The sequence below is a fragment of the Catalinimonas locisalis genome, from assembly GCF_038039535.1.
Classification (GTDB): Bacteria; Bacteroidota; Bacteroidia; order Cytophagales; family Cyclobacteriaceae; genus Catalinimonas.
In genome coordinates this window covers 16,220-37,899 of record NZ_JBBPHP010000050.1, presented here as the reverse complement: position 1 = coordinate 37,899, position 21,680 = coordinate 16,220, and the positions used below count along the sequence as shown (strand labels likewise).

The following is a 21,680-nucleotide window of genomic DNA, read 5'->3' as shown; positions in this document are numbered from 1 at the left end:
GGGATACCGGGCTTAACCATGTCCAAAAAAAAACAAAATCTATGTTAGCGTAAAGTACGCTACTGCTGCGATAAAATACCGCTGCAAATGCATGACAATATTACGGTGTAAGAGATTAGCTCTTACCCGACAGATTAATGTGAAATTGAAATTATGGTAAAAACACGGAAAACAATTATTTTGAAATCAAATTCTATGACTATTACCATGATTATGGTGTACATAAAGCAGAAAAAATGGCAAAGGTTGAGATAGATAAAATGCCATTGCCCGAATATATTGATGAGATCAAGGAATTTCTAAAAAGATCATAATTGGAGGACTAAACTGTGCATTAGTATTTTTCAAAGCGGGTTATATTGAAACTTGGGGAAGAGGTATCGCCAAAATTATGAATGCCTGCCAGGAAGCGGGTCTTCCTGCTCCTATCCTGGAAGAGTATGCAGGTGGTTTTTAAATTACCTTTCTTAAGAATATTTACACCAAAGAACATCTACTCAATCTTGACCTGAATGAACGGCAAATCAAAGCCGTATTGTATACAAAAGAGCATGGTCAAGTTACTAATGCGATTTACCAAGAACTGAATAATGTAAAGCAAACGGTATCTTCTAAAGAATTGCAGGATTTAGTGAAGAAAAAGATATTAACACCGAGTGGCAGCAAAGGTCGGGGAGCTAAATATTCACTAGCGAGATAATCGTTCCTGCAATGCTCTGTCAATATCCACCTGGCAAAGGGAGCCTCTATCATCAATACTTCTGTGATGAGGAGCGGGATGAAGCCTTACATTACGGTTAAACAAATGAAGATAATTTCTTAAATCTTCTACAGTCTCCAACGCTAAGTGACCCGAATAGACTATAGGACTTACGTTCATATTAATATAGACTTTGCCATTTTTCTATTTTCCTCTAATTACCAAGGTTTACTTCTGCCAGGTTTAGGGATTGGAGCCTCCACGGTTACTTTTCTTTTTATTAGTAGTCGTTTTTCTTTTGGTAGCTTGATTGAAAGTATTACTGCGCACCTGCCCCCGATCTCGCATTTCTTTTTGCTTCTGAAGCTGCTGCATCCTCTGAGTATTTTCTCTGCTGACAGGTTTCCATGATCGGGGCTCTCTCTTATGCCATTGGCCAGTCTGATCACGTCTATAAATATTCCCTTGCCGGTCAGTGTATACATTATTGGATGTCTTGGGGGAAGGTATAGCCTGCCGCCTTGTCCTATCGGCTGTACCATAGGTTTGTCGGTTACTTCTAACAATTGATGTGCCTTGTTGACTTCTTCCCCCGGAAGGAAGAATATATACTCTGTTAGATCTACGGGTAATATCTCTGGTATAGGTATCCCGGCGATAGCGGTATAAATTAGTGGGATAGTAGTACCTTCTCTGAATGGGAGAAACTCTCAGTCCAGTTCTGCTGGCCCGGTAAGATTCATAACGGGGAGGACGATATCTGGGAGGCCCCCACCATCCATAATACCGGTATGGACTTATCCAGTAATATCACCCCAGATCAAACCCCAGGCTTATGCTCCATCCTGTCCATGTATCGTAGAGCATACCAAAACCCCAGGTCAGCGGACGTGGATAGTAGTATCTTCTGTACCAGGGCCGATAGTAATAACCCGTGCCATACACAATGGTAGGGCCCCAAACGTAACACCCCAGATATGCAGGTGTGTACCCCATATAGATGAAATCAGGTGTAACATCATAAATATGAACATACCGTACATTGTATGCTGAACTACTTGGAGGAATTCTATCTATATCCGAAGGACGATCAACAGATAGTTCCCAAGGGCCAGTGGCATGTTCTGAAACAAACCATACACCATTTTCCACACAAAAATACCTTTCATTGTCTCTAAGTACAGTAGTTGATGCATTTATAGCTAATTCAAGACGAGTTCCTTCAATAGGCTCAAATTGAGGACTGCCGTCATATACTACACTGCATTGAGCTGCATGCCGGTCTACTCGCGCTGTTTGCGGAAATTGGGCATCCATTACTGCTTCTTCGGCTGCTTGTGTACCCGCTACATAAATCAGCACATTACCCTTTTCAGAATCTTCAGGTATCATAGCAAAATCTTCCGGTAAGGTATTGGAAGAATGATAGGACCATGGACCTTCCAAAGACTTAGCAGTATACCATCTTCCAGATAATACCACAAAATATTGCTGACTATCAATGTCCAGGAAAATCTCATTGTCAGTATTGCTAATATACAAAAGTCCTGTACCCTCTATGGAAACAAACTCGGGTTCACCCTTTGACTGTAAGAGTTCGGCTGGCATAGTGCTGACAAGAATTTCAGGAGGTAATGCATCTTCATAGAAGACATATTGAGAAACAGGAGTGTTCTCTTGCTGCTTTTCTATTTTCTTATTTAACTTTTTTATTCTTTTGGGAAGCTTTTCTATTGCCTTCCAACCCTGTGTGAGATTAGCCGACTGATACCAGAATTGGTCCCCATACAAATAGTAAAGCTGGTCGTCAGGGTTCAGGGCAATCAAAAAAGGAGTATTAATAATTCTATCTATAGAAAGTTCTTCATCAAAGGTATGGATAGGTTCACCATCTATCAGTACCAGCATCGTAGGCTGAGATCTGTAGAAAATTCTGGGAGGCGCGTTGTTAAATTCAGTTGAGGGGCTGATATTTGTTGTCCCCAGCGTAGCCAGTAAATCATCAAGAGCGATGTCTAAGTGCCATTGTGGAATCTGCTGTTCCAGAGATGTTTTCAGCGCACTTAGTTGACTTTCTTCTGTAGTGTCGGAAAATCGTATATGGGTAATGACAATATTTTCTAATGTAGCCATGCGTTCGTCTCTCTCTGTCAGCAATCGTGCTTCCATCCATAACACACCAAATAGAGGTTCATCATTATCATGCTGTCTGATTGAGATGGCAGCCCTTGATTTAAGCAGGTTGCCTTCCAGCGCCTTCGGTTGTAGCTGGTAGATAATTACTTTCTCCTCCTGCTCCAGTTGTATTTCTTTAGGCCATATACTCTGGGCTTCAGCGCTAGTAAATATTACAAAAAGCAATAAAAAGATCAGGCGTGTATTTATGTGTTTCATGACCTGAATAGATTTAATTAACACATTCTTTTAAGTTAGAAGTAAGCAGAATGGCCCTTCGTGAATGCATTAATTTAAAAGATAGAATTCCCCTAATCGCTAATCTTGATCAGCAGTAGCCATGATCTTAATCAGTGAAAATGAAATAGTATCTTCATAACTCACCTGCCCAATATAACTGAGTTTGTAATTACCATGAAAACGATATTGGTTCTCACTGACTTTTCTGGTGCTGCAAAAAATGCCGCTATGTATACCTGTCAGCTAGCTTCCCTGCTTGGAGGAAAAGTTTTACTCGTGCATGCTTTTCCCTTCCCCCTTCCTGTTACTGTTAAACCCATCACAGAGGTGCAACTGGAAGAAGCAAAAAAAGAACGTATGAAACAGTTAAAAATCCTGGCACATGAGCTGCATGAAAGTTACCCACTTTTGATTAAGCGTCGGATGATAGAAGGCTTCCTGATAGAGGAAGTGAATAAGCTTGTTGAACAAAATGAGGTTGATCTGGTAGTGATGGGATTGAGGAAAGAGGGCAAACTTAGCAGGGGAATCTTTGGAAGCGTGGCAAGCTTTGTCATAGAAAGGTCCACTTTTCCCGTGTTGGTTATTCCTGAAGGTGTTTGTTTCAAAATTGCAGAAAACATTGTCCTGGCAACGGATTTTCTCAATCTGGAAGATCCTCTCCACTTAAAACCTGTCAGGGAACTGGCAGAAATATTCAATGCTGAAATCAAGGTGCTACATGTGATAACAAAGATACATTCCCTTGACACTCATTTTGCCATTGCCAGGCTTCAGATGGATAGGTACTTCTATCCTTCCCCTTGTTCTTATCATCTTGAAGAGGGAGAGGATATACTGGAAAGTATAGAGAAGTTTCTGGACAAAGAGAGAGCAGGATTAGTCGCTTTGATTTCTCACCGGCATAGCTTCTGGGAAAAGCTGCTGAGAGGCACGCACACCAGAAAGCTGTTATTTGAAACAAACATACCCTTATTAGTAATTCATGATCCCCAAAAAGACAGGTAAACCTACTGCTTACTTTATTTTATTGCTTAAAGTTGATTTGTGAAATGTAAATAGTAAGAAAACTTTCTGTTCAGCTAAAATTTATAAATACCGCCACAGACCTTGGCAGTAGTAAATACGTATTGCTGTAGATAACTTCTTCTCCCTGTGCAATGAAGTCCTGAGGAGCAGTAAGGCCGGTATTAATGATCCTATGCCAGGGACCTTCAAGCTGAAAATTGAAAGTCAACGCTTCCCAATAAGCATTGACCATCACATACAGATCATGATCTTCCTGAGATTTACCGCGCAGAAAAAAAGCCAGTGATCTGGAATGGTAAGCAAGGTCAGGCTTATCGTTGATGCCAAACCACTGTACATCTTCTCTCCAGAATCTACTGCGGCAAAGTGATGGGTGAGCTTTCCTAAAGGCAATCATTTTTTGATAAAACTTAAAAAAATCACCATGCTTTTCCATCATGCTCCAGTTGACCCAGGAGGTTTCGTTATCCTGATTGTAAGGATTATTATTACCTTTCTGCGTCCGTAGAAATTCATCACCTGCCAATATCAAAGGCGTACCATTGGAGAGCATAAGTAGGACTATAAAGTTTTTTGCCTGTTGAATTCTCAATTTCAGTACGCTTTCAGTGAGCACTTCATCTCCTTCAATTCCACAGTTCCAGCTGTAGTTTTCGTTCTGACCATCAGCATTATGCCCTCCATTGGCAAAATTATGTTTGTAGTTAAAAGAAACCAGGTCATAAAGTGTAAAACCATCATGTGAAGTGATAAAATTGATACTTTGATAAGCGTGGTAAGCATGAGGAAGTGTATCTGAAAACAAATCATCACTACCGTATAGCCTGCTCATTAAGTGAGGGACCATACCCATATCTCCTTTGACAAACTTTCTTACTTCGTCACGATAAGCACCATTCCATTGCATCCACTGTAAGCCAGGAAACTTACTGCCCAATTGAAAGGTCCCCGATGCTTCCCAGGGTTCGGCAATGAATCGTACCTGCACAAGCAGAGGGTCAGATTGTATATCAGCAAAGATAGGAGGTTCTTCAAAACTGAGATTGCCATCTACTCCTCTGGAAAAGATAGAAGCCAGATCAAAGCGAAAACCATCTACATGCATTTCTTTTACCCAATATCGCAGGCTGTCAATGATCATGGATTTAACGTGATTATTTCGGGTATGCATGGTATTACCCGTGCCGGTATAATCACAATAAGGTTCAGGTTGTTCCTCACTGATCAAATAATAGGTACTGTTGTCAATTCCTTTGAAACTGTAGATAGGCCCAAAACGATCACCTTCAGTAGTGTGGTTATAGACCACATCCAGAATCACCTCTATACCGGCCTTATGCAGAGCTTTGACCATCTGCTTAAATTCTTTTACCTGCCCGCCTTCTTCTGTCTGACTCGCATAAGCATGATGAGGGGAAAAGAAATTGAGGGTTGAATAACCCCAGTAGTCACCATTTTGAGGGTCAAACTGGTGGACTGGCATTAACTCTACTGCCGTAATTCCTAGTTTTTTGAGGTAAGGGATCTTTTCTATTACACCAGCAAAAGTGCCTCTTTTGTCCTCTGTCACCCCTGAGCTTGGATGGAAAGTAAACCCTTTCACATGAAGTTCATAAATGATCAGGTCATGCTCATGAAAAGGCCTGATATCATCCTGCCAGTCAAAATGGTTGGTATCCTTGATAATCATGCCCAGTGGAGCCTGACCATCATTCATGCCAGGTAGGCTTGCAGCTGTACGGTCAAATGCCGGAGGAAAAAAGACAGCACGGGCATAAGGGTCAAGCAACACCTTATCTTTATCAAAAGTGTGCCATTCAAACTGTCCGGCAGGCTCGGGCCCATCAATTTTATAGGCATAGTATTTCCCTTCACGAAGCGCAGCGGCTTTGATGCGACAATGCCATATTCTATGGGATTTGTTATGCAGGTACTGCAAATGATAGCTTAACAATGGGGTAATAAAATTCTGACTGCTATAAATCAGTAAAGTCACACTGCTAGCATGTTTGGAATAGAGGGCAAAATTATAAGCATCTTCCTGAGGGATATAAGAAACGCCTAATGGGTGAGGTGAGCCTTCTGTTGCTGTCCAGGATAGCATAGATACATATGTCAATGTGATGACCTAAGGTGCAATAAGTTCATGTAATAAACGATGATGAGCATTAGTCTTAAGAATGATTTAGATCATCCCTCCTGAAGTAAATAAACCATATCTTAATTCATACATAGAATCAAATTTATCTGGTTTGGCAATTAAATAAGGGCTATCCGAGTAAAGATATCATACTAGAAAATCAATATTCTTCCACCTTCAAATTAAGAATTATGGATACGATGAGTAATACCATGGACGAATTACGAAAACATGGATATGTTGAAGATTTTAATCTGAATAGGCATGGCTTAACGCACACGAATGGCAATCTGCAATTATGGCCAGAGGAATTTGTCATTGATGATGTGTATAGATTTGAAGGTATGACAGACCCTGATGATGAAGCAGTACTTTATGCTATTTCTTCAGATAAGTATCATCTAAAAGGCATACTGGTCAATGGATATGGAATATACTCCGATGCATTCACAGATCAATTGCTGGAAAAACTAAGACATAGGAGAACACTGCTAACTGGATAAACCACATATTATCCAAAACGTACGATTACTTTTTACACTCAATGAAAATATAAGAAAATCAATGACAAACATTAGCAGTATCAGTGACCTACATCATTAACTTTATTTGAACCATAAGCTAAATTATGTTTCTTATTTGGTGACATAGATAGCTTGTCTGATTATAGAAGATCCCATATGTTGATAATAGACATGCTTAAGAACACATTGAATCATCATTAGTATTTTAATCACCCCGGTAACAGGAATATGGCTAAATGTAACTCAGCCGTAATTTAATAGAGCCCTCATGACACCTAACCTGGCGGATTATAGTAAAAGTTATAAAACCTTCTCTTGGGAGCAGGCACAACAAGAGCTGAACGGCTTGCCAGGGGGGAATGGTATTAATATCGCACATGAAGCTGTAGGTCGGCATGCTGGATCAGAAGGCATAGCCTTTCGCTGGCTAAGCAAGCAAGGTGAAGTTCGTGATATAAGTTATCGGGAGTTAGATAGGCAAAGCAATCGCTTCGCCAATGTATTGCAGCATTTGGGAGTAGGTAAGCGTGATACTGTTTTTTTACTTACCGGTAGAATTCCTGAATTATACATTGCTGCGTTGGGCACATGGAAAAATACCAGTGTATTCTGTCCTTTATTTTCTGCTTTTGGTCCCGAACCTCTGCTGCAGCGGTTGAGCAAAGGAGAAGCAAAAGTACTGGTGACCACTGAACGTTTTTACCAGAAAAAAATACAGGCGCTACACAGTCAACTTCCAGGTTTGCAGTATGTGCTGTTGGTAGATGCTAAAAAAGATATCAATCCCAATGTGCTTTCCCTGGACAAGCATATGAAAAAGGCATCTGATCGCTTCGCCATTCCTCCTACCAATCCAGAGGGTATGGCGACCCTGCACTTTACCAGTGGGACCACCGGAATGCCTAAAGGCGCTGTACACGTTCATCAGGCAGTCATAACCCATTATATTACTGGTAAATATGTGCTGGATCTGCATCCTGATGATATATTCTGGTGTACGGCTGATCCTGGCTGGGTGACCGGTACCTCTTATGGCATTATTGCCCCACTGACATTGGGTGTTACCAGCATTATTGACGAGTCGGATTTTGATGCAGAACGTTGGTATAGCATTCTGGAGAAACAGAAGGTCAGTGTATGGTACACAGCACCTACTGCCATTCGTATGCTGATGCGCCTGGATATCAAACCGCAAGAAAAATATGATTTATCGCATTTGCGCTTAATTCATAGTGTAGGAGAACCGCTTAACCCTGAAGCTATAGCCTGGGCAGAAAAAGTCCTGGGTATGCCTATTTATGATAACTGGTGGCAGACAGAGACTGGAGGAATTATGATCTCAAATTTTGCTGCTCTCCCTATCAAACCTGGTTCTATGGGGCGCCCTCTGCCCGGCATTGAAGCAGCAGTAGTGCAAAGGGTAAATGAGCATGAAGTAAAAGTCTTAGCTGATGGAGAAATAGGTGAGCTTGCTTTAAAACCTGGCTGGCCCTCCATGTTTCGTGGATATATCCATGAAGAAGAACGGTATCAAAAATGTTTCGTGGGAGGATGGTACATTAGTGGCGACCTGGCAAAAAAAGATAAAGATGGATATTTCTGGTTTGTAGGAAGAGCAGATGATATCATAAAAACCTCAGGACACATGGTAGGCCCTTTTGAAGTGGAAAGTGTACTGATGGAACATCCGGCAGTGGCAGAAGCAGCAGTGATCGGCATTCCTGATCCGGTGATAGGTGAAGTCGTTAGAGCGTATATCCTCTTAAAATCAGGTAGGCAAGCCAGTGAAGAACTATCGCTGGAAATCAAAGGCTTCGCCCGCCAGAAGTTGGGATCGGCTGTCGCTCCAAAAGAGATAGAATTCAGAGACCAGCTCCCTCACACACGCAGTGGGAAAATTATGCGCAGGCTGCTGAAAACCCAGGCTTTGGGTCTCCCTGAAGGAGATACCTCTACACTTGAAAAGAATTGATAAAAAAAGTTCAAATTCAAAACATTGTTACCATGAATACAAAGCGCATTTTCATCATTTTATGGTCTGCTTTTTTACTTTATAGTTGTGAGAAAAATGTGCAGGAAGAAAGTAGCACTCTTATCAGCGAATTAGAGGAAAGAGAGCAGCAGCTGTCGCAACAGCTTGAAGAAAAGGATACGGAATTCAAATCATTTGTAAATTCTGTAGCAGAGGTTGAAAATCAACTCCGACAAATTCATGATGCAGAAATTTCAATAGGTAATCAACTACCAGATGCATCACCACAGGAACTGAGCGAAAGGCTTAGCGATGATGTGAGTAGGATAGAAGATCTGATCGGCTCAAATCAGCAAATTATCAGTAACCTGAGGGCAGGTTTGAGAAACGTAGGCCGAGAAAAAGATACGTTGGTGCAGGAGAGACTGAAAGAAAAAGAAGTACTTGAAGAACAGATCAGGGTAAGGGAGCAGACCATTTCACAACTGAAAAAGCAGTTGGAAGAAACTCAGTCAACTTTAAAAAGTATGCAGACTGATTTTGAAACACTCACGCGTTCCAGTGAAGAGCAATGGGAGGCCTTAAATACAGCCTATTATGTCATGGGGGATTACAAAGATCTTAAAGATGAGCAAATTCTGGATAAGAAGGGGAAGTTTCTGGGACTTTTCGGTGGTGCCAAAATACTGAGACCTGATTTTAATCATCAAAAATTTATTCGTATCAATATCAGGGAGAAGGACAGTTTTCCGGTAGAAGGAAAAGAGCTTACCCTGGTTTCGGTGCATCCTTCCGACTCTTATTCTATTGAAAAAGAAACATCAGGGGATAAGTTAAATCTGGTGGTCTCTGACCCTGACAAATTCTGGGAGTCTTCCAAATACATGGTGATGCTGGTAAAATAGGAGCGGCTATGGATATTCAAAAAATACCGGAGAAGGAGTCTAAACCAAAAAAATCTAAGGGAAATCAAGAACATGCTTTGCATTTGCTCCGTCAGATGTTATTGATCAGGCGGTTTGAAGAGAAGGCAGGAGAATTGTATACCACCCTAAAAATAAGAGGTTTTCTGCATCTTTACATTGGTGAAGAGGCAGTAGCCGTTGGAGTGATGGAAGCATTGGCGCCGGAAGATGCAGTGGTGGCTACCTACCGGGAGCATGGTCAGGCGCTGGCCAGAGGGGTTGCTGCTAATTCAATCATGGCTGAAATGTATGGTAAGCAGGAGGGGTGCAGCCGGGGCCGAGGAGGTTCCATGCATTTATTTGATACCAGTACCAGATTTTATGGTGGTAATGCTATTGTAGGCGGGGGACTACCTCTGGCTGCCGGCTTGGCTTTGGCCGATAAGATGCAGCATAAGCATCAGGTCACGTGCTGTTTCTTTGGGGAAGGAGCCATTGCCGAAGGAGAGTTTCATGAGACCATGAATCTGGCAGTATTATGGCAACTGCCGGTACTTTTTGTCTGTGAGAATAATCTTTATGCCATGGGGACAGCCTTAGAAAGATCTGAATCCGTGACTAATTTGACTGAGAAATCCAAAAGCTATGGTGTTGAAGCAGATTCAGTAGATGGAATGGATATAATTGTGGTGGAAGAAACTGCAAAAAAAGCGGTCAATTATGTGCGTAGCCAGCAGAAACCTTATTTTTTGGAATGCAGGACTTACCGGTTTAGAGCGCACTCCATGTTTGATGCAGAGCTGTACAGAAGTAAGTCAGAAGTAGAAGAGTGGAAGAAAAAAGATCCGATTATCACCTTCATTCAGCAGATGAAAGAGCAGCAGTTGATCACTGAAAGTGACGTCAAGAGCCTAGAGAAGGCAGTAAAACAGGAAATACAACACGCAGTTGACTTTGCTGAGCAAGGAAACTGGGAGCCTGTTGAAGACCTTACCCGATTTGTTTATTCAGAACTGGAATCAAAATGACTACAGAAACTCTTGTAAACTCTCAGACCACCACCTATCGCGAAGCGATGAGGTCAGCTATACGAGAAGCCATGCTTCAGGATGAGCGAGTCTTTTTGATGGGAGAGGATGTAGGCAAATATGGAGGTAGTTTTGCTGTTAGCCGGGGATTACTGGAAGAATTCGGACCGGAACGCATCCGGGACACTCCTCTGTCCGAATCCGTATTTGTAGGAGCAGGGATAGGAGCTGCTCTGGGAGGTATGCGTCCCATTGTAGAAATCATGACTGTCAACTTCAGCCTGCTGGCACTAGATCAGATCATGAACAATGCCGCAACTTTACTGCACATGTCGGGTGGGCAATTCAATGTGCCCCTTGTCATCAGGATGGCTACTGGCGGTGGCAAACAACTGGCTGCGCAACATTCGCATAGTCTGGAAGGCTGGTATGCCCATATTCCCGGTATCAAGATATTGACACCCGCAAACCTGGAAGATGCACGCTGGATGTTGGAAAAGGCATTGGCAGATCCTGACCCCGTACTCATTTTTGAAAATTCTACTCTATATAATAGAGAGGGTATTTTGACTGAAGAAAAGGATAACATTGATATTGAACACAGCAAAGTGATGAGAACAGGGAAAGATGTCAGCATACTCACCTATGGCGCTAGCCTGTATAAAGCTTTAGATGCAGCTGAGCTTTTGGCCAGCGAAGGTATTGATGCAGAGGTGCTTGACCTGCGGGTACTGCGTCCTTTGGATGAGGAAACCATACTAGACTGTGTAAGCAAAACCCATAGGGCTATTATAGTGGATGAAGGCTGGCGAAGTGGAAGTATTTCCGCGGAGATCAGTGCCAGGATTACCGAAAAAAAATTCTATGAGCTGGATGCGCCGGTAGAGCGTATCTGCAGTGCAGAAGTGCCTATCCCTTACGCGGCTCATTTGGAAACGGCAGCGCTTCCGCAAACGGAAGTAATCATAGAGACCACCAAAAAATACATGCAGCGCTATGGGTGAGTTTAGAATGCCAAGTCTGGGTGCAGATATGAAATCAGCTATCCTGATGGGATGGCATGTGAAGGAAGGAGCGCATGTCAGTAGGGGAGATATCATTGCCGATGTAGAAACTGAAAAAGGAGATATAGATGTGGAAGTCTATGAAGATGGTATACTTGAAAAAATTCTGGTGCAACCCGGAGAGAAACTACCTGTGGGTACCCTGATGGCCTATTTTCGCTCAGAGGGTGAACCTTCCTGGGAACAGCTACAAATGAAACATGGAGAACACCTCATGAAGGTCGCGCCAGACATGGAACAGATAGAATTATCAGAAGATGCTACACCGGTAAGTACGAAGTCTAAGGCAAAACCGAAAGTGGAACCTGCTTTAGTGCAATCCATAAAAACTATGGACCGTATCAAAGCTTCGCCACTGGCAAGGATGATTGCCGCAGAAAACAATATTGACCTGCATGAAGTACATGGTACTAGGCCTAATGGAGCGATCGGACGTGCTGATGTAGAACGCTTTATGCATCAGAAAACCGAAAAAGCTCCATCTGAAAAGCCAGAAACCGTTGCACATGCACAGGCTTATTCTACCAACATTAGAAAGGCGATTGCCGCTGCCATGGCAAAGTCAAACCGAGAGATACCTCACTACTACTTGGATACCCACATAGACATGCGTCATGCTTTAGATTGGATGGAAGCAGAAAATCGTAAGCGTACTGTGAAAGAGCGGTTATTGATATCTGTTCTACTCGTCAAAGCAGTAGCAAAAGCCCTAACAGAAGTCCCTGAGTTGAATGGCTATTGGATTGAAAATGAACTGAGGATACAGGAAGCTATCCACATAGGTTTTGCCATAGCATTACGAAAGGGAGGATTGATCACCCCGGCCATTCATCATGCGGATACCAAAAGTCTGGATGAACTGATGGAAAATCTGAAAGATCTTACCCAAAGAACCCGCGAGGGAAGGTTGAGGAGCTCAGAGCTTACTGATGCCACCATAACCCTTACAAGCCTTGGCGACAGGGGTGTAGAAACCGTGTATGGCGTCATTTATCCCCCGCAAGTGGCTTTGGTCGGGTTTGGGAAAATCCTGGATCAGGTCTGGGTCGCCAATGGGATGATGGGCATACGGCCATTGGTACATGCCACTCTGGCTGCCGATCACCGTGCTTCGGACGGTCATCAGGGAGCGCTCTTTCTGGAAGCCCTGGCACATTATTTACAGGATATCCCCCAGTTGATAAGCTAATGACTTATGAAAGAAAAGATATTACAATTACTAAAAAAAACTGCCCCTGAAGCTGATTTAAGCAGTTTGGACCCCAAGGCTAACCTTAGAGAAGAGCTGGACATAGACTCAATTGACTGGCTTAACCTGATCGTGGCCATAGACGAAGAACTGGGCATAGATATTCCTGAATCTGATTATGATCAGCTTAGCAGTCTGGATGATCTGCTACAGTATTTATCACGGGTAAAGCATCAATAATCTTGAAGCTTAGCAGCATGGGAAATGATGAGCCAGTATCTTTGGAATGAAAATAAGGCTGTCTTCCTGAGCAAGAATGCCCAACAGGTACTGGAAAGCAGGTATCTGAGAAGGGATGAAAAAGGGAAGCTACTGGAAACTCCTGATAAAATGTTCAGACGGGTAGCCAAAGCCGTTGCACAGGCTGAGTTGAAGTACGGCACAGAAAGCGATGCAGCCTATTGGGAAGAAAGATTTTACCACCTGTTGAGCAGCTTATTGTTTCTACCCAATTCTCCCACCCTGATGAACGCTGGCAATCCCTCAGGACAATTAAGTGCCTGTTTTGTACTACCCATTGAAGATAGCCTGGACTCCATATTTACTACACTCAAACAGGCGGCTCTGATCCAGCAGAGTGGAGGAGGTACCGGCTTTAATTTTTCCAAACTGCGCCCTAAGGGAGATTTGATTCGCTCAACCGGTGGTACTTCTTCCGGTCCGGTATCCTTTATGAAGATATTTGATGCTTCTACAGAACATATCAAGCAGGGAGGCAAAAGACGAGGTGCCAATATGGGTATGATCAATATTGATCATCCTGATGTGGAGGAATTCATTCAGGCCAAAACGGATGAAGATGTGCTGCATAACTTTAATCTTTCCATAGGCATGCGAGATGCTTTTATGCAGGCAGTTGAAAAAGATGAGGTGTGGTCTTTGGTCCACCCTGTTTCAGGTAAAACGGTAAAGAGAGTCAAAGCGAAGCGTATTTGGCAACAGATTGTACAAAGTGCCTGGGAAAAGGGAGATCCGGGACTGGTATTTCTGGACAGCATACAAAGAAGTAACCCACTTAGTTCTTTGGGAGAAATTGATGCTACTAACCCCTGTGGGGAAATGCCACTGCTGCCTTACGAATCCTGCAATTTAGGTTCTATCAACCTTTCCCGCATGCTGATTAAAAAAAACGATGTTATTGCCATTGATTGGGAAGAGATAGCGCATTCAGTAGAAGTAGCTGTGAGATTTCTGGATAATGTGATTGATGTAAATCATTATGTTATTCCACAGGTAGAAGAAACTACTTTAGGCAGCCGAAAAATTGGATTAGGGGTGATGGGCTGGGCTGAGATGCTCATCCAATTGGGCATACCCTACCAATCTGTAAAAGCCTTACGGTTGGGCGGTCGCCTGATGAAATTTATCAATCAATATAGTCTTAAAACATCCATTCAACTGTCTGAGGAAAGGGGAACATTTGAATATTGGAACAAGAGCAAATATTTTCGTCAGAATATTTTTGTAAGAAATGCCACCCGAACCAGTATTGCCCCTACGGGTAGTATTTCTATCATTGCACATACTTCTTCCTCAATTGAACCGCTCTTTGCATTGGTCTTTCAACGTGAAAATGTCCTGAATGAACAAACGCTTCTGGAGATCAATCCGCATATTATTGAACACTTACAGCATCATCATTTGGATGATGTGTCATTACTAAAGCAAATCAGGCTATGCGGCAATCTCAGTGAAATAGAAGAGATACCTCAATCCACAAAAAAGCTCTTCAAAACTTCGCTGGAGATCCCTTCTCTTTATCACCTTAAACATCAGCAGGTTTTCCAGAATCATACTGACAATGCTGTTTCCAAGACGATCAATTTGCCGCATGAGGCTAGCGTAGAAGATGTAGATGCTATTTATAAAACGGCCTGGCAAATGGGCCTGAAAGGCATAACTATTTATCGCTATGGCTCCAGGAAAAAGCAGGTACTCACTACCGCCGTGGCTCAGAAAAGGCACCCGCAGATAGTTAAACAAAGTTGTAAGGTCTGTATAGATTGATATGCATATGAAAATAAAAATAACGATGATCTGGGTCATCGCTATACCTTACCGAAGTCATGGGTTACTCCAGACAATTCTATTTATCTTAAGGATGAGCGTGGATGTCAGAAAGATTTGATAATAAGGTTCTAATATTGTTAAAAGTATGAAAACTAATGATATGCTACCGCAGCTTTCTAGTGAAGAAACAGAAATTCCCTATGTCTCAATAGTAATTCCGCTAGAAAAAACCTTACCCGCCAGAAATCAAAATGAGGTGAGAATAAAGAACATGATTCACCGGGCAAAGACTCAATTGACAAAAAAATATGTTAAAAAAGATGTGTTTGACTTATTAATTGCAATTGAACATTTGCATGAACAAATTGATCCACACCATCATGTGGAAGGAGTAGGATTGTATGTGAGTAAGCATAGAAGTCAAATCTTATATTTTCCATTTCCGGTAGAAGAGAAAGTGCTGATTGATGATACTTTTGAAGTGCGGAATCTGATCTTAAATGCCTCCCAGCTTTTTAATTACTGGGTACTGGTCCTGAGCAATAATCATACACGTTTGTTAAAGGGTAAAGGAAAATCTCTTGAAGAAATTCAGGATGAGCATTTTCCATTAAAATATGAAGAACAGTTTGAATATCCGGGACGTCAGAAGCCCAGAATGGTCGGTTCTGTGGTATATGGTAGTGAGGAATCTCAACTAAAAGAAGAAAGACAACGCGAATACTTTCGCCATGTAGAAAAGCTATTGCATCCGTATTTAATGGAGCGGAGCTGTCCTTTGTTTGTAATGGGAGAGGCATGGTATCAGCCTCTTTTTAGCAAAGTGATCCATCATGCCAAGACTATTAGTGGCTTCATTGAAGGAAATTATGATCACTTAACAGCTGGAGTACTGGTGAATAAGGTATGGTCGGCTGTAGAAGCTTATCAAAAAAAAGAACAGGTAAGTATACTGAAAGATATAGAAGAGAAGATAGGTCAAAAAAGAGGATATATATCAGGGTGGAAGTCAGTTTTAGAGGCTGCTCAACAAGGAAAAGGAGCAAGGTTGATTGTAGAAAAAGATTATGTGCAACCGGCATTTTATCATGCAACTACTGGAAATATTAGTGTTGAAGGAGAGGATATCGTGGAGGAAATCATGAAAGTAGTTTTGAACAAGAAAGGTGAAATTACTTTTCTGGAGCATGGTCAATTAGAAAAATACCAACGTATGGCCCTCTTGACAAGATTTTAATACGGAATGATAAGGTTCTATACTTGATAAGCAATCAATAAGTTGTATGGTGGTTAGTTTGGTATTGTTAGGAAAAGTAAACCCTGAAGACTAAAGTAATTCAGGGTTTCTTTTTGGATCCCACTTATTGCTCTCGTCAATTATCCAGTATAATCCTTCTGATTTGCACATTAGAATGACTGATGACTTTGAGGTAGTAGATCCCTTTACGGTAAGCACTCAGATCCAGTTGCTCCTGTGTTTTCACAGCTTTGGTAAGGAGTATCTGTCCGGAGAAGTCTATTAGATTCAATTCTGCTTCCTCTACCTTCCCCTGGTAGTGTACATCAATCAGACCGGAAGTAGGGATAGGATATACTGCCAGAAGGGCATTACTTTCTTCTTCTGCCACAGTAAAATAGATATCCAAAGGTAGCCCTTCTTCCCCCTGGGCATGGGCTTTGGTATAAGGAGTAGCTTTGAGATGATAGTCACCGGCAGGAAAAACTCTTCCATAGAAATCCTGACCCTCGTTTCTGAATAAAGCATATGGTTGAGTATTTTCAATCTGAGTGTGGTTGATTGGGCCATATAGTTCCATTTTCACACTGCCTACAAACTCAGGATGAGTGAGCGCCAGTACAGAAAGAGAGCGATTAGCTAAGTCAGCTAAATTAATTACACTAGCCTGCTCAAGTGACATAAGCTGCTCATCGTTTGTGGCATCATAGAGCATAAAGGCGGTGACAGCCTCCTCCATTGCATCAGAATTGATGATAGAGAAATGAATACTAAGAGATTGTCCGGCATTCCCTTGGAGATTGACCGATGTATATGGAGTAGCAGTCAAATGATAATCCCCTACTGCTAATAATTCTCCCTGGATATTCCCTCTGGGATTATCTCCAAATAATACATGAGGAGCAAAGTTTTCGGTTTGTTTGTGGTTGAGAGGCCCCTGCAAATCAAAAGCAATGCTGCCCACATTTTCAGCAAGGGCGGCTATGCTCAGGCTTCGGGTAGGTAGCATAGCCAGATCAATAATATCTCCATCCTGAAGGAGTTGTAGCTCTTCATCATCATGTGCATTAACCAAGTTGAAACTTTGTACACTTAAACTACTGTATACCTGGAATGAGATGGTTTGGACATTACCAGCCTGTCCATTCAGGTAAGGGGTAGCGGATAGGGTATATTGCCCGGGCTCCAGGTGTTTTCCCCGATAATCTCTTGCAGTACTCCCAGGGATGGGATCATCTCCAAACAGAGCGTAAGGCAGTTTTCGTTCTGTCTGCACAGTGCTAGTAGTGATGGGGCCGTTGTAGATCAATTCTTCATTACAGAAGCTTTGCAAAGCAAAACTAGCACCTGTAGCTCCGGTAAAACCAAAATAGACTTGAGACGCTCCTTGAAAAATAGTGTTAACGATGTCTTCTGTGTGGGATAATACTAGCAATCCTTCTAAATAAATATTTAATTGTTTTGTTGAGCTATTCCAGACCACTCTGAATAGACGATCTTCTCCATTATTTAAAATAGGGTCAATATTTACAGGGCCATTAATAGGTACCGGATCTGCGTTTTTTACTAATGCAATATGACTTGGTGAAGGATCGTTAAATACTCCGAAGCCAGAATTGTAGATATCTAATTCTATACCTATAGAAGGAGTGATAACAGGATTACCTGGTTCTATAATAGTATAATAGTTTAAATCACTCCCTCCACTCTCACTTGAAACTGCTAATCCTGACCGCTGTAGAACAAACATCATTCCATCAGCCTCTCCCTCTTGATGAGTAGTAAAGTTAAAGTCAAAGCTATAGTTAAGATCAATTTGTTGTTTGTTCCAGCCGGCCCCCAATACGCCATATTCATAGGGAGTAATTGTGTAACAACCCTCTCCAGTAAAGAATGCATCTCCTACTACTTGATAATCATTAAAATTGTTAGCTGAAGAGGCAGGAGCATGGAATTCAAAGAGTACACTATCCACCTTTTCAGGAGAAGTATTGGCCCGGATGCTGAGCAACTGACAGTCTACTTCAGCCAGGTTGATCACATCACCTTCTTTCAATTCCTGAATATCTTCATCCGTCTGTGCATTGACCAAAGTGAGACTGGCAACCCTGGCATCCACTCCAGTACTGTCTTCTCCTTTTAGCTTTACGATCCAGTAGTCTACGCCTCCCTTGTCATCCTCACTCTTATCTCCTGAATCATCTGAACCAGAGGAGCCTGCTAATAAGTAACCGCCGTCCAGAGCGGAAATAGCATTTGCTAACCCATCGCTACTATTTCCCCCAATGGTTTTGTCCCAATGTTTGTTCCCCTGTGCATCAATTTTGACTATCCAGTAGTCTTCATAAGAATTCCCTTTAGTATCCTCACTTTTATCTCCTGAGGCATCAGATCGTGAAGTGCCTGCTAAGAGATATCCTTCATCTGGTGTAGTGATGATACTACTAAGCTCCTCATAACTCCTTCCTCCAATAGTCTTATCCCATTGCTTGTTGCCTTGAGCGTCAATCTTTACAACCCAATAATCAAATTCTCCTCTGGTATTTTCGCTTTTATCACCAGAAGACTCAGAGCCAGAGACTCCTCCAAGCAGATAACCTCCATCAGGTGTCTGTGTTGTACTATTGAGTTGGTCGTAACTATTTCCTCCAATAGTCTTATCCCATTGCTTGTTCCCTAAATTATCAATCTTTACTATCCAATAGTCAAACACACCCTTACTATTCTCGCTTTTATCCCCTGAAGCTTGAGATAAGGAAGAACCTGCCAGTAAATATCCTCCATCAGAAGTAGAGAGTATACTTTGGAGGAGATCGGTTTCGTCACCCCCTAAGGTTTTGTCCCACAGTTTATTCCCCTGAGCATCTATTTTGACTATCCAATAATCATGATTACATGCTCTTAATTCTTCATCTTCACAGGTTCCTTTATAATCCTCACTTTTATCCCCTGAAGAAGAAGACTGAGAGGATCCTGCTAACAAATATCCGCCGTCAGGAGTGGAAAGTATGCAGCGAAGTATTTCACCTCCACTTCCTCCGATAGTTTTATCCCACTGTTTATTACCAATGGAATCTATCTTGACGATCCAATAGTCATTCTCTTCATAAGGGTAATTGCTCTTATTATTCTCGCTTTTATCCCCTGAAGCATTAGAATCAGAAGTCCCTCCAAGCAGATACCCTCCATCAGGTGTCTGTATTGTACTATTGAGTTGGTCGTAACTATTTCCTCCAATAGTCTTATCCCATTGTTTATTGCCTTGGGCATCAACCTTTATCACCCAATAATCTGAATAGCCTTTGCTGGCCTCACTTTTATCTCCGGATTCATTAGACCATGATGTGCCTCCTAATAGGTACCCTCCATCGGTTGTTAAAATTGCCTTACTATGCCCGTCACCATCACTACCTCCAATAGTCTTGTCCCACTCAATAACAGGTGGAGCCGAAACATTTTCTACCATTTCAAAAGATACTGAAAGTACCATACCCTGTTGTCCATCAGTATAAGGAACAACAGTCAGTGTATACTCGCCTGGCAGCCACTTTTTCTCATCAAATCCTCCTGAATCATCTCCAAAGAGTGTGTAAGGCAAAATACTATCCATTTGAAGATGTATGACTGGACCATCAAGTGCAAATTGTACAGAATCCACTTCTTCAGGATAGGTATGAGCATGTATGTTTAGTGAGCCATTCCCTACTTCTGCCAGATTGATAAAATCATTATCTCTCAACCTTCTAATCTCCTCACCAGTTTGAGTGTTTATTAGGGTAAGACTAGTCACTACCGGAGCATTTAGAGGTTTGAGTTTTACAATCCACATGTCGCTATAACCATCACTATCCTCACTTTTATCTCCTGTAGCGCTGGAACTGGATTGACCTCCTAACAAGTAACCTCCGTCTGTCGTTGGGATTACATTGCTTAAATAATCATAATTATCCCCTCCAATGGTTTTGTCCCATTGTTTATTACCCTGTACATCTACTTTAACCACCCAATAATCATCAATTCCTTTCCTATCTTCACTTTTATCTGCAGAAGCATTAGAATCAGAATGCCCTGCTAATAGGTATCCTCCTTCAGGGGCAGAAACTACACTTTGTAGATAATCATTTTGATTGCCTCCCAAAGTTTTATCCCACTCTTTATTCCCATTAACATCAATTTTTACGATCCAGTAATCCCAATTCAGATCTTCACTATCCTCACTTTTATCTCCAGAGGAAGGAGAATTGGAATATCCAGCTAATAAATAACCTCCCTCTGAGGTGGTGATGAGATCTGAAAACACCTCATCTTCGTTACCTCCAAAAGTTTTGTCCCATTGCTTATTTCCATGATTATCAATTTTCACGATCCAATAGTCACTACTCCAACCTATACCTCTATTATCCTCACTTTTATCTCCTGAGGTACCAGATCGTGAAGTGCCTGCCAAGAGATATCCTCCATCTGGTGTTGAGATGATACTACCAAGCTCCTCAAAACTACTTCCTCCAAAGGTCATATCCCAGATTTTGTTACCCTGCTTATCTACTTTGACAACCCAGTAGTCCCTAGGTCCTCTACTATCTTCACTTTTATCTCCTGAAGCAGGAGAACGAGAAGTACCTGCCAAGAGATAACCTCCATCAGGTGTCTGTGTTGTACTATTGAGTTGGTCGTAACTACTTCCTCCGATAGTTTTATCCCAGATTTTGTTACCCTGTTCATCAATCTTTATTATCCAATAGTCACCGCCACCCTTATCATTCTCGCTTTTATCCCCTGAAGCATTAGAATCAGAAGTCCCTCCAAGCAGATACCCTCCATCAGGTGTCTGTATTGTACTATTGAGTTGGTCGTAACTATTTCCTCCAATGGTTTTATCCCACTGTTTATTACCTTGACTATCGATTTTTACAATCCAGTAGTCTGAAGCGTTGTAATCTAAAGTTTCCCCTCTACTATCCTCACTTTTATCTCCTGATTTATCGGAATTAGAAGTGCCTGTTAACAGATAGCCTCCATCAGGGGTAGAGATAACGTCTCTAAGGTAATCATCAATGCTTCCTCCCAAAGTTTTATCCCATTGTACTACTACTTGAGCGGTGGCAGTAGAAGTACAAATCAATAAGCTAAGGCTTACAGAAAGGATTGAAATGTAAAATAAATGTTTCATGGTCTTTTGAGTTTTTTGATGCAAGGAGAAATGTATGTATGGTCGTTGATCCAGGGAGTCAAAGAAACCCTGAAGATTCTCTTCAGGGTTTATCTTTTGCTTCATTCATCCTTCAGAATATTAAGGTTAGTATTCTAACACAATGCGTTTTACCTGTACGTCTTCAGCACTGGTTATTTTGAGATAATAAATACCTTTCCTGAATGAGGTCAGGTCCAATTTATCCTGAGTTTTCAC

17 protein-coding genes are annotated in these 21,680 nt (G+C 41.9%); 11 read left to right on the top strand and 6 right to left on the bottom strand.

The window, feature by feature from the left end; genetic code table 11:
• Positions 1–295: 295 nt before the first annotated feature.
• Complete coding sequence (locus WJR50_RS34315; RefSeq protein WP_445223502.1) at positions 296–457, top strand: ATP-binding protein; 162 nt, start codon at positions 296–298, stop codon at positions 455–457.
• A 231-nt stretch (positions 458–688) separates the two neighbouring features.
• Here the strand turns inward: WJR50_RS34315 and WJR50_RS30180 are convergent, their stop codons facing one another.
• The 3 genes from WJR50_RS30180 to WJR50_RS30170 form a co-directional block, all read right to left on the bottom strand.
• Complete coding sequence (locus WJR50_RS30180) at positions 689–880, bottom strand: hypothetical protein (protein ID WP_341297060.1); 192 nt, start codon at positions 878–880, stop codon at positions 689–691.
• Positions 881–918: 38 nt separating this feature from the next.
• Entirely contained in the window at positions 919–1,242 is a 324-nt protein-coding gene (locus tag WJR50_RS30175) for a hypothetical protein (protein ID WP_341297059.1), read from the bottom strand.
• Positions 1,243–1,510: 268 nt separating this feature from the next.
• Positions 1,511–3,094, bottom strand: coding sequence for a hypothetical protein (locus WJR50_RS30170; RefSeq protein ID WP_341297058.1), 1,584 nt, complete (start codon positions 3,092–3,094; stop codon positions 1,511–1,513).
• A gap of 195 nt (positions 3,095–3,289) precedes the next feature.
• Here WJR50_RS30170 and WJR50_RS30165 point away from each other — a divergent pair, with 195 nt between their 5' ends.
• A complete protein-coding gene (locus WJR50_RS30165; RefSeq protein ID WP_341297057.1) occupies positions 3,290–4,123 on the top strand; it encodes a universal stress protein in 834 nt (277 codons plus the stop codon).
• A 70-nt stretch (positions 4,124–4,193) separates the two neighbouring features.
• Here WJR50_RS30165 and WJR50_RS30160 read toward each other — a convergent pair whose 3' ends face one another.
• The gene (locus tag WJR50_RS30160; protein ID WP_341297056.1) at positions 4,194–6,248 is read right to left on the bottom strand and encodes a glycogen debranching protein; all 2,055 of its coding nucleotides are present in this window, start codon (positions 6,246–6,248) and stop codon (positions 4,194–4,196) included.
• Positions 6,249–6,475: 227 nt separating this feature from the next.
• Here WJR50_RS30160 and WJR50_RS30155 point away from each other — a divergent pair, with 227 nt between their 5' ends.
• The 9 genes from WJR50_RS30155 to WJR50_RS30115 all read left to right on the top strand — a co-directional run bounded on the left by WJR50_RS30155 (position 6,476) and on the right by WJR50_RS30115 (position 16,273).
• A complete protein-coding gene (locus tag WJR50_RS30155) occupies positions 6,476–6,787 on the top strand; it encodes a phosphoribosylpyrophosphate synthetase (RefSeq protein WP_341297055.1) in 312 nt (103 codons plus the stop codon).
• Between the two features lie 289 nt (positions 6,788–7,076).
• A complete protein-coding gene (gene acsA, locus WJR50_RS30150; RefSeq protein ID WP_341297054.1) occupies positions 7,077–8,780 on the top strand; it encodes an acetate--CoA ligase in 1,704 nt (567 codons plus the stop codon).
• A 32-nt stretch (positions 8,781–8,812) separates the two neighbouring features.
• Positions 8,813–9,685: a Cbp1 family collagen-binding glycoprotein adhesin gene (locus WJR50_RS30145; protein ID WP_341297053.1), complete on the top strand. Its 873-nt coding sequence runs from the start codon at positions 8,813–8,815 to the stop codon at positions 9,683–9,685.
• 8 nt (positions 9,686–9,693) lie between these two features.
• Entirely contained in the window at positions 9,694–10,713 is a 1,020-nt protein-coding gene (pdhA, locus tag WJR50_RS30140; RefSeq protein WP_341297052.1) for a pyruvate dehydrogenase (acetyl-transferring) E1 component subunit alpha, read from the top strand.
• Positions 10,710–11,717 (top strand): alpha-ketoacid dehydrogenase subunit beta, encoded by a 1,008-nt coding sequence (locus WJR50_RS30135; protein WP_341297051.1) that lies wholly within the window; start codon positions 10,710–10,712, stop codon positions 11,715–11,717. Before pdhA ends, WJR50_RS30135 begins: the two co-directional genes overlap by 4 nt.
• The gene (locus WJR50_RS30130; RefSeq protein WP_341297050.1) at positions 11,710–12,966 is read left to right on the top strand and encodes a dihydrolipoamide acetyltransferase family protein; all 1,257 of its coding nucleotides are present in this window, start codon (positions 11,710–11,712) and stop codon (positions 12,964–12,966) included. The genes WJR50_RS30135 and WJR50_RS30130 overlap by 8 nt, the downstream gene beginning before the upstream one ends.
• A gap of 6 nt (positions 12,967–12,972) precedes the next feature.
• Positions 12,973–13,206, top strand: a complete 234-nt coding sequence (locus WJR50_RS30125; protein WP_341297049.1) for an acyl carrier protein — start codon at positions 12,973–12,975, stop codon at positions 13,204–13,206.
• A 24-nt stretch (positions 13,207–13,230) separates the two neighbouring features.
• Positions 13,231–15,033, top strand: coding sequence for an adenosylcobalamin-dependent ribonucleoside-diphosphate reductase (locus WJR50_RS30120; protein WP_341297048.1), 1,803 nt, complete (start codon positions 13,231–13,233; stop codon positions 15,031–15,033).
• Positions 15,034–15,181: 148 nt separating this feature from the next.
• Positions 15,182–16,273, top strand: coding sequence for a baeRF3 domain-containing protein (locus WJR50_RS30115; RefSeq protein WP_341297047.1), 1,092 nt, complete (start codon positions 15,182–15,184; stop codon positions 16,271–16,273).
• 136 nt (positions 16,274–16,409) lie between these two features.
• Here the strand turns inward: WJR50_RS30115 and WJR50_RS30110 are convergent, their stop codons facing one another.
• Both WJR50_RS30110 and WJR50_RS34310 read right to left on the bottom strand, forming a co-directional pair.
• Entirely contained in the window at positions 16,410–21,443 is a 5,034-nt protein-coding gene (locus tag WJR50_RS30110) for a lectin-like domain-containing protein (RefSeq protein WP_341297046.1), read from the bottom strand.
• A 126-nt stretch (positions 21,444–21,569) separates the two neighbouring features.
• Positions 21,570–21,680 carry a T9SS type A sorting domain-containing protein gene (locus tag WJR50_RS34310; RefSeq protein WP_445223501.1) on the bottom strand — a complete coding sequence of 37 codons (111 nt, stop codon included), beginning with the start codon at positions 21,678–21,680 and terminating at the stop codon, positions 21,570–21,572.